Source organism: Paenibacillus sp. Soil750 (genome assembly GCF_001428045.1).
Taxonomy (GTDB): Bacteria; Bacillota; Bacilli; order Paenibacillales; family NBRC-103111; genus Paenibacillus_E; species Paenibacillus_E allorhizoplanae.
Window position 1 is genome coordinate 582304 of the sequence record NZ_LMSD01000034.1, and the last position, 19012, is coordinate 601315.

A 19012-nucleotide genomic window follows, 5' to 3' on the forward strand; every position below is an offset into this window, starting at 1 on the left:
CGGAGGTTCAACGTTTCATGATGGGTAAACCTAGACGATCCACTTTTCGAACGCGATTGGAGGAGATGATCGACTCTCTGCGTCATAACATCGTAACCGGAAAATTACAGCCTGGTGAGTATTTGCCATCCGAATTAATGCTTGCGGAGCAGTATAGCCTGAGTAAAAATTCGATACGCAAAGGTTTGAATCAATTACTCGCACAAGAAATGATTGAAAAAGTGCCACGAGTAGGCACACGCGTAGTAGGAGCAGGGTTATGCGAGAAGCAGACGTTGAAGTTCGGGTATTACCCGACCCTTACGATGGAAGCCAATCTTTTACAGCTAGTCGATACATTTAAAAAACAGAATCCGCATATCGAACTTCAGATGATTCCACTGTCGAGCTCGTTTTTTTCACAGAATATGCAAGAGGTAATGGAGAGAGATGCACTGGATGTGCTTACGCTAAACTTGCAAAACTACGAGGCGTTTACGGATGCGGGAGCTGTAGAGGATATATTGGAATCGCTTCAACCGAGAGAAGGTGTTTATAGTTTTCTACTAAGGCCTTTCTCAAACGCTGGTCATCTGTACGTGCAGCCATTCACGTTTTCACCAATTATCTTGTGTTATAACAAAGATCATTTCAGGGAAGCTAATTTGCCTGAGCCGGACAGCAGTTGGAGTTGGGAAGATGTACAACGCACTGCGCGTGTCTTGACCCATAAACATGAAAGGTTCGGACTTTTTTTTCATTTACAATCGATTAATCGTTGGCCGCTCTTCCTACTGCAAAATAAGGTCGTTTTTGAACGAGATGAACAGGGTAAGCTTATACTCGACAATGAACCTTTTCGGGAGTCGATGCGCTTAAGCCTACAATTGTTTAAGGGATTGAATCCGGAAAGCTCCTACTTGTCCGAACAGGATTCCGATTGCGAAATGTACTTTATGCAGCAAAAAGCTTCCATGATTGTCACGAGCTATTATAGCCTAAATCATTTGCGTAAAGCAGGGTTTGATTATGATATCGCACCGCTTCCTTATTCCGAAGAAGCAAGAACGCAATTAGTCATGATCGGACTCGCTCTCAATAAGAACAGCAACCATAAACAAGCGGCACAAGCGCTAATTGATTTTCTTTTATCAGATGAAACTCAGCTTCAAATACGCAGACATACACTTAGCCTTCCGAGTGTTAAAGCATTCGCGGAATGGAGTGGGCAGGAGGAGATGTCCCGCCCCAGTAGATTTATGATGTATCGCGACATCATTCCGACATTCCGCCTCTACTCAGATATGAACGTCACTTTCCGTGAGTTGGAAACGATGAGGCGCATATTCAAGCTGTATTGGGCAAAGCTTGATGATTTTGAAACAGTCTTCCATAGGTTGAAAGAAGCATTGCAACAAGATGAATTAGGGTGAAAAAATGGAAAAGGGGTAGGGGACCATGAGATCCTCTACCCCTTTTGATATTAAAATTGAAAAACGACTGTTGGGTCTGTGACTGTATTAGCGATAATTTCTTTCCTTGTTCCTCCGGTAATGGCACTTAGGGTATACGTACCAGCTAATAATTCCTTACTTGCTTCGCCGATGGTTGTTGCTCCGAAAGTACGCCAGCTTCCTCCGTAATAGGAAAGGGTACCGTCCAACGGATTACCTTGTTCATCTTTTAACTGTGCGGTAACACGTACAGTTTGGAAGGCAACGGTGGGATCCGACCCCACATGCTGCACCTTCTGGTTCAAGGTACCTTCATAATTCATCGAGAAGGTATACGTATTCGCCAGCAGTTCTTTGCCGGCTTCGCCTGCGCTATTCGTTACGCCTAAGGACTTCCAACTACCGGCGTAATAACTAATACTTCCACCGCTTAGCGGGCTCCCAAGGCTATTTTTGAGGGTAACCTTGACCTGAGCAGTTTGGAATACAAGCAGGGGATTCATACCAATATTTTGAACTTTCTCATTGATCGCTCCATCATAGTTAATAGCAAATGTGTAGGATCCGGCTAACAATTCTTTGTGGACTGTACCAGCGCTAATTGAACCGAATGAACGCCAACCTCCGCCATAATAGGACACGGTTCCTTCTCCGTGTGGAAGACCTTGACTGTTCGTAAACTGAACATTGACGTTAACAGTCTGAAACGTAATGATGGGGCTTGTGCCTGTGTTTTGCGCCAACTCATTGCGCGTGCCTTCGTAAATAATGGCAAAGGTATAGTTTTTGTTCGGTAAGGGTTTGCTAACGGAACCAGATGTGTCAGTGACGCCAAACTCTTTCCAACCTCCATCATAATAACTAACGACACCACCGCTAAGCGGTTGTCCTGTGCTGTCCTTCAATGCAACCGTAACGGCGGTCGCCGGAGGGGTTTCATTTCCCGACAAGGCGCGCGTTACTAGGACAGTATACACTTTCGTCGATCCGTCTCTGGCTGTAACGATGAGTTTGATCGTATTGACTCCAGTGCTCAAAGGGAGCGGAGAACTTGCCAATCCACTTGTTAAGTCGATTGGCCCCAGCACTTGTGAGTTGCTGCTGTTATACACACTCGCGGTTACCGTAGCGTACGCTGTGTCATAAACGGAGGCTGTCACTGTTAATGCCGATACGCTTGCTGCCACGCTTTGTGTGTAACTAGTCGTTTCCGGTGAAAAAGGTGCACTAAGTAGGCCGCTGCTTAAGCTAATGGCACTCAAATCTGCCGATGCCGGGCTGGGCTGAACCGTAAGGCTGATCGTATTGGATCGTTTGGTTCTTCCGTTCAATGTAATGTCCGCATAAATAGTTGCTGTTCCTGCTTTAAGCGCCTTCACTTGTCCGTCCACAACGGTTAATACGGTTGGGTCGCTAATCGTGTAACTGATGCTGCTTCCAGCTAAAATCGCTGGCAACCCATTCTCCAGAAGACCAGACGCGAGGATAGGTTCACTAGTTCCTTCCTGCAGCGAAATATCGTTCATCGAAATAGATGTTTGAGCAAGACGGACTGGCAACCTGTATAAGTTTGTCAAATATGTGTAGTAGATGCTGCCATCCATACCCACATCCATGAGGTTCGTTGTATTATCAACAAGTGTGCGATAGTTCAGTGTGACAGGGTCGAAAGCAGTGACATAACGAGCGATAGTCGTGTACAGCAAACCGTCTTGGCCCCAACGTAAATAGAAAGACCGCCACGTACTGCCGCCACTTGCACCAGGGAACATCAGTTTGCTTTTTACAATTTCAAGGTTACTCGGGTTTAATGCGTAAAGTGCGTATATGGATGAGCCTTCCACATCAGTTCCCCAAGCAATTCCCCATAACAGACCGTCAGGACCGAAGGACAAACCGCCAAGTAAACGAGGAGAAGATAAACCTGGTATGACGGGTTCAAACTCGCCAAGCTTGGTGTTCGTGGCGACATCCCACTTAAATAATTTGGCATGTACTGTATGTTCCGGTTCTGTTGCTGTTGCAGGTACTTTGGCAGGTATTGAGCCGAGACCACCTTCAATGGACGTTCCGCCAAAGAGGATGCCATTCTTATAGGCTAACGAGCTTATGGTTTGATCGGCTACCACATTGCGGGTGGATTGCCACAAGCCTGTTGTCTCATTGTAAATCGTTAGACTGCCGCCTAAGTTGCCATAACCAGGCACGGTTCCGATAAACAGCCGATTGTCGCCGGAGGCGAAGGCATATGGCCGATCTTGAACGTTCGGAATCGTATAAACGAGTTTGGGATTCGACGTAGGCGTGTTTCCGTATTGATAAGGTTGGCTGGAATCATACGCATAAATTCTTGCTCCACCGTAAGCGCCAAAATAGGTTTTGCCATTCAGGAAGCCGATTTCTTCCACTTGATGTGGTGAATTCGGGGAAGAAACTTGCAAGTCGTAGGTTTGCGTTTCTTGATTAAACACACTCATGCCGTCTATGAAGCCACCAAGATAAAGCTTCTTGTCAGGACCTGCCGCCATACTTTGAATATTGACACCTTCCCTGGCTAAGGGAACTTGGATCAATTGAACTGAATTGTCATTGGGGTTATAAAGCGAATACTTGCCGTCATCGTAAAGGATCGCTAATGCCTGACCGCCACTTGGAAGGGGCACCCAGCCAATCGCTTTTGTTCCGTTCTCGGGCAGCGTGTTTGGCAGTGTCACTTGCTGAACGGTGTTTGTTGATACTTGATAGGACCATAGATTATTTGAAACTTTGTTACGGTAATATAGCAGATTCGCGTTAAAAGGGGAAGGAGGCGAAATTTTGCCGTCAAACGCTTGAAGCGAGTCGAAAGGCACGCTTTTTATGACGCCTAGTGTTTGCTCGTTAACAACAACTAATGAAGTACCGTGTGTGACATAAAGCAGGCCGTTATAAGGGGTTATGTTATGAACAAAATCATCCATGCCTGTGAACGGCATCGTGATTTCTGTTTTGATGCCTGTGCTTCGATCCATTCGGATCAAATGTTTCTTGGAGCCGATACCGACATATAAGTATTGGTCCGTCACGCCAGCACCCCGGGCATACTGCTCTGTGTCATGCATGCGGCCAAGATCGGTAAATGCCTGCGTATGCGTATCGTATGTGAACACTTTAGCATTAGGGCTGGTTGAGCCATAGATGATGCCGTCAGAGCTAGCATCCAGATCCCATACAAAATTGTCAACAGGGTTGCTGCCGATTAATGTGATGTCCCGATGCCCCGGCCTCGGATCAAATTTCCAGAAGTTGCGGTTGGCTGTTGCAGCAAAGTAGACATTGTTGTCGGCTCCGACCGTCACAGCCCACGTTTCCGTAGTCCCAGGGACTGAGATTTGGGAGTTGATAACACCGGACACAGCATCAATGGCATAAAACGTCCCCGGATTGCCATTGGTAACGAAATATAACTCCCCGTTCCCGATGGCGCCTCCAAGTGTCGTGGTCGTCAGCGTCGCTTTGCCCAAATTGATGGCGTTCTCGAAAGCAAAAGGCATCACTAAGGCCTCGTTTTTATAAGTAAACGAAATATCGTCAAAATACACGTTGCTTAATGTGCCTACCCCTGAATACAGTAATACCTTTGCTTTGACTGCCGAGTCAGGTGCAATGCCCTCTAATTTGAGCACATCGCTCCAGGTATTTAGCGGTGTACTAAAGGAACGGGATGTCGTGCCGACTTCTTTGTCCGCTCCATCGTAAAATTTAATGTATAGGTTGACGGCTCCTCCAGACACTAAGTGTACGCTCGCTTTGGCTTCATATCTGCCATTCGGGTGAACACCAATGGCTTGAGTACTAAGTCCAATGGCTTTATCCGTGTACGTATCTAGCAGCTGAAGACTGGATAAGCCGCTTTTTTTCTGAGTGCTAGTGACGGACACAGCGCTGGGAGGCGTTCCTGGATATAACTCCCAACCAGGTATATTAGCCCCTGAAGCCGCTTCTTCAAAGCCAGGGTTATTGACACTGACTTCATTCGGATCGATGCGATAAAATAGTGCTTCATCTACATAAGCTGTCATAAGGACGCTGGAAGATGCGTATGGAAAAATGGTTGCAAATGCGGCTCCATCAGGCGCAGTGCCAGATACACGAACGTCGAGCCAAGTGTTTAAAGCAGGATTGGTAAGGTTATACGTGGCCTGTTTGTTCATAAACTGACCTGCGGCATTATACCAGCGTATCCATAAAGCAGGAGAACCACCGCTATAGTTTTCCAGATACAGCTTAATTTTGGCTTCATAGGATTGCCCAGCCGTTACTGCCAGCTTCGCGCTTTCTGCGCCGAGTCCACCTGTACCGGGTTTGCTCATCTTCAGACTTCTTGTACCCGTAAACACAGTCGTCTCCGATAAGGAAAGACTTGAGGCTAGACCGAAAGCGCTCCAACTGGGAATTTTACCTGCGATCAAATTTTGCTCGAATCCGCTGTTTGGCACTGGAATCATCTCTATCGGACTCGCTGCGCGTGTTTGAGAAGGAAGAAGAAATGCTAAGAAGAGTATAGCGATGAGTCCAAACACTCCATGCTGCCTTCTGAATGTTTTGCCTTTGTACGTATCCATCAACATCACCTTCTTTCAATTTTCTGCCCATAGACAGGTTGATGTCAGTCTCGCTGATGCACTATGTTTTCTTTTGTGACCGCTTACATTGTGGGCATTTAAAAGATCAGTACGAGCGGATCAACTCCTTTCCATTCCTAAACGCAATGATTTATTGGTATATATCTGGTTCACAATGTAAATGTTATGCGAACCTAATTCGGCTGTCAACACGAAAAAAATAACGTCATAAATAGGAAATAAGTACCAATAATTAAGTGAAATTTCTTGAAAAGAGACACTATTTCTTGAATGCGTATGCTAGTAATGGCATTGTGCAGCATCTATAATGAATCCAAGTGTATGTTGAAAACCCACACCTATATGCATTCATAAATCGTCCTTACTGGTCATGACTTTCAAATCAGTAGGACGATTCTTTGTATTCTCGGGGAAAGGAGGTGAGTTTGATGAAATCCCGATTGAGTCTCACGAAGAACCGCAACGAAACTTGATGTGAGGAGTGGTAAGAATGAGTCTAGGGAAGCATCATCGATGGTGGGTTCGATTCATCTGTACGATTGTTAGTGTTTTGATGATTGTAAGTATGTATGGCAACCGAGAAGCACATGCAGCTGGCATTACAATGACTCTCCCCAATGCTTCGTTCGAAGAAGTAGGTACAGGTATTCCAAATTGGAACATACATCCTACTTTCGGCACAGATACGGCAACTGTTTCTGATGTAAGGGCTTACACGGGGGCGAAAAGTATGAAAATGGTCGATGCCAGTTCTTCAAGCTCACTTGCTCGCGTGAGCGATAAAATCAGTATTTCGTCGACGGAGCAAGTGGCGTATACCGCAACTGCCTATGCGTATATTGAGCAAGGCTCGATCGATGTGTATTTGATCTTTTACACCGGCACCACAGAATTTCGTGCTATTCCCGCAAGTGTTACGCCTATGGTAGATCAGTGGAACAAACGCTCGATTACCGCAGAAGCACCAGCCGGCGCAACAGAAGTGGCTGTGTTGATCTATAGCGGATTGGGCAGCATCACAACGGCCTATATAGACGATGTATCGATTGGAAAGACGGTGAAAAATCCTGGTTTTGAAACGGATTTGAGTGGGTCTTGGACCGTATCGGGTGCAGCAGCATCTACGACCGTGAAAACAGGAGGTAGCTTCAGTCTCAAGCTGGACGATGCAAGTTCGTTGGCAGCGAGTTATGCGGAAAGTAGTGATGTCCCTGTTTCATCAAACGCAAGAGTATCCGCGGCAGCGAAAGTATACGTATCGAGCGGCGATACTGGCGTAAGCATGCACCTTCGTTTCAAGAATGCAGCTGGCACGGTGATAAAAGAGGTCGAGAATGTATTCAGTGGATCTGCGTCACAATGGACCCCGCTCACGATATCAGCGACTACACCGAACGTTTCGGGAGCCAAAACCGTGTCTGTCTATTTCACGACGAAGACTACGGCAACAACGGTTGCCTACGTTGACGATGTTACACTAGATACTCCGATTGAATACAACCTGGGAACACAGATTGTGAACAATCCGCTTGACGGAGCGGTCTTTGGCAAGGATGCAAGTGGCAGCTATGATCTCATGTACGTCGGCTCCAGCGGCTATCCATCCAAATTTGTGGTTTACGATGCGCGAACTGGTGAAGTTGTGGATGACCAGAATCTTGACCAAATAGAAGCCGTCTGGGGCATGACGGTCGCTTCAGATCAATCTGTTTATTTAGGAACGGCTAACAAGCGGGCTCTATATCGCTATGTGCCAGGAACGGTCAGCATTTCCGGAGGAACCAAAATCATTACGGGTAGTTCTTTGGTGAAAACGACATTGGACTCGGGCATGAACGTCATTTGGGATGTGACGGCGGGAAGCAGCGGGAATATTTACGGTGGCACAGCCACTGACGGCAAAGCATTCCGTTACAATCCGACGAGTGGAGTTACTGTTTTAAATAGCAATCTCGCGATTGTTGACGGTTTGGCACATGTTAGATCAATCGCTTATGCGAGTGATACGGAAGTATTTATGGGGATGGGACCAACCGATAATGCAACGATTATTCGCTTTGATCCAACAACAGGCACTCAATCCACCATATCTCCCAGCGGCTATGGCAGTACGTATGTCCTAGGACTCGATTACATTGCTAATGGTACAGACTCGAAGCTATTCGCCAAATTGTCAAGTGAGCCACTGATCGTCATCAATCCGGCTACTGGCGTGGTCGATGCCTCATTAGGCAATGTAGATTCTATTGGCGTATCAAAGAAACATCCTACGGATGATAAGGTGTACTATACCAAAGGAACTCATTTGTATGTCTACGATATTTCTGCAAAGACACAAACGGACCTTGGTGACGTAGGAGGCAAAGCGGCTGGTTACACCTTTTTAACTGACGCAGGCACTACGTATCTGTATGCTCCACTTTCCTCCGGAAAAATTCTGAAATACAAACTTGCAGCGACCCCAACAATAGACATTTCGACTTCATTCACAATTCCGGATTCCCCAACGAAGATCCGCTCACTCGTAAAAGGTCCTGGTGATCACATTTATACAAGCGGCTATCTACGTGGAGGATTAAGCGTCTATCATCCGGACACTGGTCTGCTAACACGGAATAGAGGAGCGGGCCAAGCGGAGAACATGACGACGATCGGCAATAATTTATATCTAGGCATCTACCCCGGTGCATGGATAAAAAAATACGACACGAACTCATCGTGGAATGATACCACGAATCCGTCACTGCTTTTTCAGGATATCGCTGGCTCACCTAATTTCCAGGACCGTCCCTTCGGCATGTTAGCCGATCCTACATTGAATCGGTTGTATGTCGGTACAGTCGCGAGCTCAGGTAAACTAAGCGGCTCCTTCACTGTGTATGACTTGACGACGTCCGCAAGAGTCACGACAGTACTCGACATCGTTGATGATCAAAGCATTATAGCCTTGGCATACAAGAATAATAAAGTATATGGAGGCTCATCCGTGTATGGGGGGATTGGTAGTACAGCGAATCCTAGTGTGACGGAAGGGAAAGTGTTCACATGGCAAACGACCAGTTCGAATACACTTCCGGTTCCTCAGTATGTTCCAGTTTCAGGAAGAAAGGTTATTTCTGATCTTATCGTAGGTCCGGACGGCAACATTTGGGGTCTCGCTGAAGGGAACTCATCCACGGATCCATCGCGGAATCTAACAGCTGACTTATTTATTTTTGATCCGAACAATCCTGATGCTGCTCATACGACGATTTATGCGAATAAGTTTACTTCAACCGGCAATGTGTCCTGGCAAGGTGGGAAGATGGTTGTTGGCAAAGACGGCAATGTCTACGTAAGTATCGGTGGCAAATTGTATGCAGTTGACGCCAGTTCGGCTACTAAGGATGCTGTTATGTTGGTCTCTACCGGTGTGTCACTGCTGACAGCGGATGCGAATGGTGATCTTTATTATGTCAAGTACGAAACCAACTTGTACAAATATGATAAGTAACCAGTCGCACTCCTAAATGAAAAGGAGGCCAGGGAAGCAAATCTTCCCTGGCCTTGAACTCGTATAAATAAGTTACTATTTCAATTCGTTGATCCCAAAATACTGCCTTATTACATTCAATTCATGATTAACACGCCGTGGAATCTCCTTCAGAAGCTCAGGCCACGGTACAAAAACCGATTCTTCCCAAGCAAATTCAATAAATTCCATCGTTGGTCGAAACCGAAATGTCTGCAGATAGCGTTCTACCAATTGATTCGTTTCCTTATCCGTAGCCATCTGATCCCGCAGCATGTCTGGGACTAACAAACCTGCACTGCCCGCTGTCTCATAGGTACACGTATGTAAATTCGGGACAAGTTCAAGCATAGCGAGAAGTGGAGAAAACGCGTGTTTTCCAGGTTGGGAGTACAGTTTTACCTGAGTTGGATTGTTTTCAGATAAATTACTTCGATCCTTAAGCAGCCCTTTGAAAAATTTGCCATGGAAGCTGCACTCACTATTGATAACACTGCCGTCACGACCAACATAAATCCATACATGTTCCAACTCGTACAAATGCTCGATATCATAATCCCAGTAGATGGCATATTCAATGACCTTTGCAATCCTTGTGTCCGACTCGAAGCTGATTATTCGACGAAAGGAAGGGGATGGACCGTCTTGATCGAATATTGTTACCCCAACACGGACTGGAAAAAATGGCTCCAAGCGATCAAATAACAGCTGTGGCGCATACGTTTTGACAAACGCTAAATCGAGACTTATTTGCTGATCCTGCATATTTGCTTCCTCCTTTTAGTCGAATCGTTTTAACATTAATTATAAGAATAGTAGAAGTGGATACCTTAAATTATTCTAGAAGAATCTATAAAATTATTGGAATAAAATGACATGAAACTTGTATGCCGGCCAAAACCACCCTATTATTGAAGAAATCAACAGTAAAATTTACTTTTCATTAATCACTCATTATTAAAATAAAGGAGCGGAATCAATGTTGCAATCACTCATCTTTGATATGGACGGGACTCTTTTTCAAACAGATAAAATTTTAGAAATCTCCCTCGAAGATACTTTTAATTATTTAAGGGATCTGAATGAGTGGGATACCGTAACGCCAATTGATCAATACCGTGAGATTATGGGTGTACCTTTACCTAAAGTATGGGAAACTCTTTTACCCTCACATTCCAATGCAGTAAGAGAACAAATGGATTCATATTTTCTAGAAAGATTAATTGAAAATATTAGAAGTGGAAAAGGGGCTTTATATCCTAATGTTATTGAAGTTTTCAGTTATTTAAAAGAGAATAATTGTTCAATTTATATCGCGAGTAATGGTTTAACGGCATACTTAAAAGCGATCGTGAGTTACTATAATTTGGATAATTGGGTCACTGAAACTTTTAGTATTCAACAAATTCAATCGTTAAATAAATCGAACTTAGTTCAACTTATAATTGAAAAATATGGCATTACCCATGCAGCAGTAATCGGAGACCGCCTATCGGATATACATGCAGCTAAAGATAATGGTTTACTTGCGATAGGATGTAATTTTGATTTTGCGAGGGACGATGAACTTGCAAAGGCTGATATCGTAATCGAGGATCTCATTGAGCTCAAAACAATCGTATCAGAGTTGAAAAAATAGTAATATATACGGAATTGATTACTGTAGTAGAAACGCGGAGTAGTTACTTCAATTCCAAATTTGTTACATGGAACATTATGTAAAGATCTCTCGTCTAATAAGCATATCAATGACAGGGGGTAAGAAATGAATGGTAAAGTTCGAATAAGTAAACTTCTTGTGGCTGGAATGTTGCTGGCCCTGATAGTAACTGCGTGTTCCAAATCTTCTGGAAATTCGATGTCATTGGAAAAAAGACAAGTTGCGGCGTCTGGAGTTGATCAAAGTATCGTTAAAGCAAGTAATGAGTTCGGCATGCAACTCCATCGGCAATTGGTTCAAACAGAACAGGACAAGAAGAAAAACATTTTCATTTCGCCCACCAGCATTTCATTAGCGCTTGCCATGGCTTACAACGGAAGTAAGGGAGAAACGCAAGCTTCAATTGCCAAGACGTTGGGTTGGCAAGACATGTCTCTGGATGAAATGAATCGAGGTAATGAGACGCTTATCTCCCTGCTGCAGAAACCTGGCAGCGACGTAAATGTGCGTATTGCCAACTCGCTTTGGTTAAGAAAAGGAACATCATTTAACAGTAAATTCATGAAAACTAATCAAGCATTTTACAATGCCAAAGTAACTGAGCTCAATTTCTACAGTCCAGAAGCCACTAACACGATCAATGACTGGGTAAACAAGAATACCAACGGGAAAATTCCCAAGATGGTCGAATCCATCGATCCCAAAGAAGTCTTGATCCTGATGAATGCGGTCTATTTCAATGGCGGGTGGAAAAAGGAATTCCAGCTTTCTGGCACGAAAGTAGATAGCTTCAAACTGCCAGATGGTTCCTCCAAGCAAGTGCAGATGATGTCGCAATCAGGCACCTACGAATATTTGCAGGAAGAGGGATTTCAAGCCATTCGTTTGCCGTACGGACAGGGGCAGATGGATATGCTGATTATTCTTCCAGATGAATCGTCTTCACTTGGTGCTCTTCACGACAAGCTTTGGGCAGATCCCGATCGCTGGTATAAGTCATTCCATTCGAACCGAGGTGAAATCAAGTTTCCTCGTTTGAAGATCGAATATAGTGAAATACTGAAAGAACCGCTCAAGGCTATGGGCATGACGCTGCCCTTTGACGAAATCCATGCTGATTTTTCCGACATAGCACCTGTTCCACCTAACCTTTTCATCAGCGCGGTAACACACAAAACGTTCATCGAGGTCAATGAAAAAGGGACGGAGGCTGCTGCGGTCACTTCGGTACAGATGGCAGGGGCTTCTGCACCAATCGATGAACCGTTCCAGATGACGATAAACCGGCCGTTCTTTTTCGCGATTGAAGACCGCCAGACTGGCGTATGGCTTTTCGTAGGGTCCGTGGTTGAACCATAAGCACAAACCAAAATTGCAACGAGCTACTCCGCAAACAAACAGTATCATGATCAAAAAGCCTGGGCTTTAACTCGCCGAGGCTTTTTACATGTAGTCAAGCACGAAGTGGAAAAATGTTGTTTAAATGACACCAAAAGGTGTCTTAAAATAAAAGAGCACTAAATGGAGTCAGAATTTCATAAAATAGGGAAGCCTTGATTTGGAAAGGAGCCTTATATGAATTTGTATGACCCAGCTAGGATTCCTCGCTCTACTATACCTGAGAATCAGGAATTTCCAATGTTAGCTCTTTCAAGCTGGGTTACCCCAGAGAACAAGTTTTATATTCGCAATCATTTCCCATATCCGGCATTGCCAATAAATGATTGGACGCTAAGTATAGTAGGATTTGTCCAACACCCAATTCATATGAATTATCAAACATTATTTCAATATCCTCAAATCACATTGCCAGTTACTATGGAGTGTTCAGGAAACAAAAGAGCGTATTTCCGGCCTAAAACCAGAGGGGTTCAATGGGAACAAGGGGCTGTCAGTCATGCGATCTGGACTGGAGTTTCTCTTCGAACTTTATTACAGGTAGCTGGAATAAGTCCTAATGCTCGTGAAGTTATATTCGAAGGAATGGATACAGGAGAACGAACGGACCTTCCAGGCACTTTCCGGTTTGCCCGAAGCCTCCCTATAGAGAAAGCTATGCATCCCGATACTCTGATTGCTCTCTACATGAACGGAAAACCTATACCCTACAAACACGGATATCCAGCAAGACTAATTGTTCCGAATTGGTATGGTATGGCTTCTGTCAAATGGCTTTACCGCATAGTGGCTACTGATCAAGAATTTAAAGGTCCTTTTCAAGACAATGATTATATCGTGTACCATTCTGAAGCAGATTCTCAGCGCAGACCTGTTACATTAATGAAAGTGAATGCCGTAATATCCCAGCCCACAGATCAAACAATTATGAGAAGAGGAATACATATCATTACAGGTACAGCATGGTCAGGTCACGGATTTGTTAAAAAGGTAGAGATTAGTCTTGATCATGGAAAATCATGGAGCTTAGTGAGATGGCTTGATCCAGAGGAAAAGTACAGCTGGAGAAGGTGGGGGTGGGATTGGCATGTGCCTGTACCTGGAACCTATCTTATTACGGTAAAGGCAACTGATGACAAGGATAATACCCAACCCCTTCAAGCGGAATGGAATGTGAACGGTTATGAAAACAACGCAATGCCTCAAATTCAGGTCTATGTGGAGTGACCAGTAAAGAGCAGTATAAGATTATGGCCGAATCGTAACCCGAGTATGAATGGGAACGAGCTGTGAGAGTTGCAGTACATCCTCGTTGTACATGCGAATACAACCGTGACTAACTTCCCTACCGATGGAAGAAGGATCATTTGTTCCGTGGATGCCATAATGAGGTTTAGATAGGCCCAGCCAAAAAGCTCCGAATGGACCTCCGGGGTTAGGTTGTTTATTAATGATCTGATATTCGCCTTTTGGTGTTTTCGTAACCATTTTGCCGATTCCAACCGGGAATGACCGGGTAACGATATTTCCATCAAGTAAATATAGATTACGGTCGGATAAATCGACAATAATTCGATAGTTCGGCATTCATTTCGCCTCCTAGCGATATTCTATGCATGCCTAGTTTCGGAAGTGAGATGATGCAAATATCAGGAAGGTGTGCTCGGGGCAATCATAGGGAACCCAAAAAGAACCTGAGTAGATTACTCAGGTTCATACATATTGCATATAAACAAACACGATGATATAATCGCATTACGACTTTTATTAGTCATGTGAACATAGTTATTTCATCTTATACTGTAATTGTAGCATGTCGGTAATTCACTTGTCAAATGTTTTTTATCACCTAAATGGTTAGGAGAGATCTTAAATGAGTTCTTTGGTTCTCGGGTTTCAGGAAATGGATAAAGCGCAGCTACTGCTCGTTGGCGGAAAAGGGTTGAATTTAGGGGAACTATCAAGAATTGAAGGTCTCCAAGTCCCAGAAGGATTCGCAGTCACAACAGTAGGGTATCAAAGAGCAATCGGTCAAAACGAATCCTATCATACTTTGTTGGATCGACTAACCATGCTAAAAGTAGATGATCGAGATCAAATTGGTGAAATCAGTAAACAGATTCGACAGATCATTATGGACACAGAAATTCCTTCTGATGTTGTCAAAGCAGTTTCTCACTATCATTCCCAGTTCGGGGATGAACATGCGTATGCCATACGTTCTAGTGCGACCGCAGAAGATTTACCACATGCTTCTTTTGCTGGTCAACAAGACACTTATCTAAATATCATCGGCATCGATGCCATCATACAGCATATTAGTCTATGTTGGGCTTCTTTATTTACGGATCGTGCGGTCATTTATCGGATGCAAAATGGATTCGACCACAGTCAAGTATATTTAGCTGTTATCGTTCAAAGAATGGTTTTCCCGCAGGCTTCAGGAATATTGTTTACCGCGGATCCTATAACGTCCAACCGAAAGTTGCTATCCATCGATGCCAGTTATGGTCTGGGAGAGGCGTTGGTCTCTGGGTTGGTCTCTGCCGATAGTTATACCGTACAGGATAGGGAAATCGTCAATAAGCGGATAGCAACCAAAAAAATGGCTATCTATGGACGAAAAGAAGGTGGAACAGAGAGCAAGCAGCTCGACCCTGATCAGCAATTGTCTCAAACACTTACGGATCAACAAATTATACAATTAGCTCATATAGGAAGACAAATCGAAGCTTATTTTGGCAGCCCACAAGATATCGAATGGTGTTTGGCTGATGATACATTTTATATTGTCCAGAGTCGGCCGATCACTACGTTATACCCAATCCCTGAAGCCGATGATCAAGAAAATCACGTCTATCTATCTGTTGGTCATCAACAAATGATGACAGATCCCATCAAACCGTTGGGATTGTCTTTTTACCTATTAATTACTCCTGCACCTATGCGTAAAGCCGCTGGGAGGTTGTTTATTGATGTTGCACCTAGGCTGGCTACACCTGTTGGCCGGGAAGCTTTATTAACTGCCATCGGATCCGATCCGCTTATAAAAAGTGCACTCATGACCATCATTGAGCGAGATTTTATAAAATTGTTACCAGATGATCAAACAGCTCCGATGCTGGGCAGAAGTCAAACAGATATGCTGGAACAAATTGAAAACAATCCGAACATCGTATCTGATTTGATTCAGAGTAATCGCGCATCGGTAGAGGAGTTAAAACAGAACATCCAGACGAAATCAGGATTCCATGTAGTTGATTTTATTCTGGAAGATATCCAGCATTTAAAGAAGATCTTATTTGACCCACTAAGTACGGCTGTGTTTATGACTGCCATAAATGCTTCATTATGGATCAATGAAAAAATGAACGAGTGGTTAGGTGAAAAAAACGCAGCAGATACGCTTTCTCAATCGGTACCCTACAATATTACTTCAGAAATGGGTCTGGCATTAATGGGTGTTGCAGATGTGATTCGCCCTTATCCGGGCGTCATTGATTATTTACAGCATGTGAAAGATGATAACTTCTTGGATGAACTGGTTAAGATCGAGGGTGGACAGGAAGCTCATGATGCAATCTATGCGTATCTCCATAAATTTGGTATGCGATGCGCCGGAGAAATCGATATTTCTAAAACGCGTTGGAGTGAAAAACCAATTACACTGGTTCCCATGATTCTGGGTAACATCAAAGCTTTTGAGCCTAATGAAGGCCATCGAAAATTTGAGCAAGGGCGCCAGGAAGCTTTGGAAAAAGAACAAGAGTTATTGGCTCGATTACTCCAATTGCCGGATGGTGAACAAAAAGCTGAAGAGACAAAACGAATGATCCGCCGCATTCGGAATTTCATCGGTTATCGTGAATATCCTAAATACGGTTGGGTTAACCGCTATTTCGTGTATAAGCAGGCTTTACTGAAGGAAGCCGAACTGCTCGTACAAGCAGGAGTTATTCATGAAAAAGAAGATATCTTCTATCTCTTTTTTGAAGAACTTCACGAAGTCGTTCGCACAAATAAACTGGATTATCAGATCATCAGCAAGCGAAAGGATGATTACAAATTTTTTGAAAAACTAACGCCTCCACGTGTAATCACTTCTGATGGTGAGATCATTTCGGGTACATACAACCGAGAAAATCTCCCCGCTGATGCAATAGTTGGATTACCCGTTTCTTCAGGCGTAATCGAAGGACGTGCACGTGTCATTTTAAATATGGAAGATGCGAATCTAGAAGAGGGGGACATATTAGTCACGGCCTTTACCGACCCAGGTTGGACCCCTTTGTTTGTATCCATTAAAGGACTCGTCACTGAAGTTGGTGGACTGATGACCCATGGAGCCGTTATCGCACGAGAATATGGTTTACCGGCCGTTGTCGGGGTAGAAAATGCGACCAAACTGATCAAAGATGGGCAACGAATTCGCGTACATGGCACAGAAGGGTATATTGAAATAGTATAGGTGATACAAAAACGTTGCCCCTTTGGGAGGCATCGTTTTTTTGTTTGCCCGCATAATTTACAAATTTATTTCACATCACTAATAATTAATGTCATTAATTGATGTTCATGTTTAACCATAGAAGGAGATATCCAATCCTTATCGAATAATCATAACGATGAATCATAAGGAAGTATTTGGTGATTTAACTTACTAAAGGTATTCAACTATGGGGTGGTGAACGTGCGCAGCACTTCGCTTAGGAAACGAATTGTCGTTACGCTGATATCGAGCTTCTTAGGGTGTTCCATTTTAATGGCAGCTGTCTCGTACAATGCGATTGACACGATGCAGCAGAACAAAATTAAAACAAACATGGCCTTCGATTTGTACCAGCAATCGATGAAGCTCACGCAAGTTTATTATAATCTGCTCCAGGTAACACAACAAATGACTCCTCAAGGCAATGTCGGCAACCTCATGGATACCTATTTCTCCACAGACGATCTCTATAATCGACTTCAACTTTCGCTAAGCGTTTCAAATAATATCGGACTGATCTCATTCTCTAACCCGGCTATGGAGCTGGTGATGTATTATAACTCCGAGGAGAAGCATCCACTTTATTCAAATCTGCCATTGCGTGAAGATTTTACTTTGCAATCTTTGCCTAATGTGGCTGGCAACGAGAGCATCAACTATCAATCGCCACATTTGTCACTTTGCAGGTTCAGTGATGATCAGGTCGTTTCTGTGACGCGAGAAATCACTTTTTCCGACGGAACGAAGCAAGTGATCTATGTCGAGGCCAAGTCCGATCTCGCAACGGACATTAGTAAACTTTCATCCAGTCTCAATTTACCGTATGTATTAGTGTTGAGCGATCAAGAGGAAAGGGTTACATACAGCAGCAATCCAAGTGTTTTCTCAGTTGGGCAGAACTTAATTCTGGGTGGAAGTTCAGGCATGACCGAAGGATACATATGGGATCAGTTAGTTAGCGATTACGGTTATCATATCGCACTTATGCTACCTGTAGAGAGCTACAATCACGAATTTTACACCTGGAAAAATCATATGTTGATAATATTGGGAATCGCTCTAATCATTCTTTTATCGATCGCTTTGCTGCTGCTGCGACTGATTAACAGACCCTTACGCGTATTCGAATCGGAGATGGTGGCACTCGGAAGAGGGCACATGGGCGCGATGCAATATCGTACGGGCATTTCCGAATTTGACAAGTTATTTGATCAGTTTAATAACATGAAGCAACAAATTCAGCAATTGATTATCGATGTGGAACACAAGGAGAAACGACGCCATCAGTTGGAAATAGAAAAGCTCGCCTATCAGATAAACCCGCATTTTTTAATGAATACGCTTAATTCGGTACGTTGGCTGGCCGTCATGCATCGGCAGCCTGAAATCGACAAGTTTATATCCACGTTGATTTTTTTGCTTAGTTACAATTTAGGGAAAACCCAAGAAACGGCAACGCTCCGAACAGAAACCAAGGTCATGCGCGCCTACCTTGATCTGCAGCAGAAGCGTTATGATTTCCAAGTGAATTTGGATATACCTGAGGGAGACTATCTCGACAGTCCTGTCGCCAGATTTATCCTTCAACCTGTTGTAGAGAATGCTGTTTGTCATGGACTTGATGAACACGGCAAGCTAGAGGTACGCATTTCACCAGACGAAATAACTGGTGTCATACAAATCATAATTCGCGATGATGGCAAAGGACTTAGCGAAGAGACGCTTGCGCTGCTACAGCGAGAATCACCTGATCAACAGCAGGGAGGCAGGGGGATCGGTCTACGATATGTGCGGTCTATGTTGGAATCATTTTATGGTGATAGAGCCCGTCTGCAAATTGACAGTACTCCGAATCAGGGTACAACCGTTATCATGTATCTCCCCTATTGAAAGGAG

General features: G+C 44.0%; 10 protein-coding genes. 7 read left to right on the top strand and 3 right to left on the bottom strand.

What is annotated here, in order from left to right; all coding sequences use genetic code 11:
• Nucleotides 1-17 precede the first annotated feature (17 nt).
• On the top strand, nucleotides 18-1412 hold the full coding sequence (locus ASL11_RS27280) for an extracellular solute-binding protein (RefSeq protein WP_056621772.1): 1395 nt from the start codon (nucleotides 18-20) through the stop codon (nucleotides 1410-1412).
• Between the two features lie 50 nt (nucleotides 1413-1462).
• On the opposite strand, the gene ASL11_RS27285 is transcribed toward ASL11_RS27280, so the two are convergent.
• On the bottom strand, nucleotides 1463-6037 hold the full coding sequence (locus ASL11_RS27285; protein WP_056621774.1) for a cadherin-like beta sandwich domain-containing protein: 4575 nt from the start codon (nucleotides 6035-6037) through the stop codon (nucleotides 1463-1465).
• A gap of 511 nt (nucleotides 6038-6548) precedes the next feature.
• Between ASL11_RS27285 and ASL11_RS27290 the strand changes: the two genes are divergently transcribed.
• Nucleotides 6549-9551: a carbohydrate binding domain-containing protein gene (locus ASL11_RS27290; protein ID WP_056621776.1), complete on the top strand. Its 3003-nt coding sequence runs from the start codon at nucleotides 6549-6551 to the stop codon at nucleotides 9549-9551.
• Nucleotides 9552-9626: 75 nt separating this feature from the next.
• Here ASL11_RS27290 and ASL11_RS27295 read toward each other — a convergent pair whose 3' ends face one another.
• Nucleotides 9627-10334, bottom strand: coding sequence for a hypothetical protein (locus tag ASL11_RS27295; RefSeq protein ID WP_056621778.1), 708 nt, complete (start codon nucleotides 10332-10334; stop codon nucleotides 9627-9629).
• A 214-nt stretch (nucleotides 10335-10548) separates the two neighbouring features.
• Between ASL11_RS27295 and ASL11_RS27300 the strand changes: the two genes are divergently transcribed.
• From ASL11_RS27300 to ASL11_RS27310, 3 genes are all read left to right on the top strand, one after another.
• Complete coding sequence (locus tag ASL11_RS27300) at nucleotides 10549-11208, top strand: HAD family hydrolase (protein WP_056621780.1); 660 nt, start codon at nucleotides 10549-10551, stop codon at nucleotides 11206-11208.
• Nucleotides 11209-11334: 126 nt separating this feature from the next.
• Nucleotides 11335-12588: a serpin family protein gene (locus ASL11_RS27305; protein WP_056621783.1), complete on the top strand. Its 1254-nt coding sequence runs from the start codon at nucleotides 11335-11337 to the stop codon at nucleotides 12586-12588.
• A 216-nt stretch (nucleotides 12589-12804) separates the two neighbouring features.
• The gene (locus tag ASL11_RS27310) at nucleotides 12805-13854 is read left to right on the top strand and encodes a sulfite oxidase (protein ID WP_056621786.1); all 1050 of its coding nucleotides are present in this window, start codon (nucleotides 12805-12807) and stop codon (nucleotides 13852-13854) included.
• 21 nt (nucleotides 13855-13875) lie between these two features.
• Here the strand turns inward: ASL11_RS27310 and ASL11_RS27315 are convergent, their stop codons facing one another.
• Nucleotides 13876-14214, bottom strand: coding sequence for a L,D-transpeptidase (locus ASL11_RS27315; protein ID WP_056621788.1), 339 nt, complete (start codon nucleotides 14212-14214; stop codon nucleotides 13876-13878).
• A 286-nt stretch (nucleotides 14215-14500) separates the two neighbouring features.
• On the opposite strand from ASL11_RS27315, the gene ppsA reads away from it, so the two are divergent.
• Both ppsA and ASL11_RS27325 read left to right on the top strand, forming a co-directional pair.
• Nucleotides 14501-17095: a phosphoenolpyruvate synthase gene (gene ppsA, locus ASL11_RS27320; RefSeq protein WP_056621790.1), complete on the top strand. Its 2595-nt coding sequence runs from the start codon at nucleotides 14501-14503 to the stop codon at nucleotides 17093-17095.
• A gap of 294 nt (nucleotides 17096-17389) precedes the next feature.
• Nucleotides 17390-19006: a sensor histidine kinase gene (locus ASL11_RS27325; protein ID WP_056621792.1), complete on the top strand. Its 1617-nt coding sequence runs from the start codon at nucleotides 17390-17392 to the stop codon at nucleotides 19004-19006.
• Nucleotides 19007-19012 lie beyond the last annotated feature (6 nt).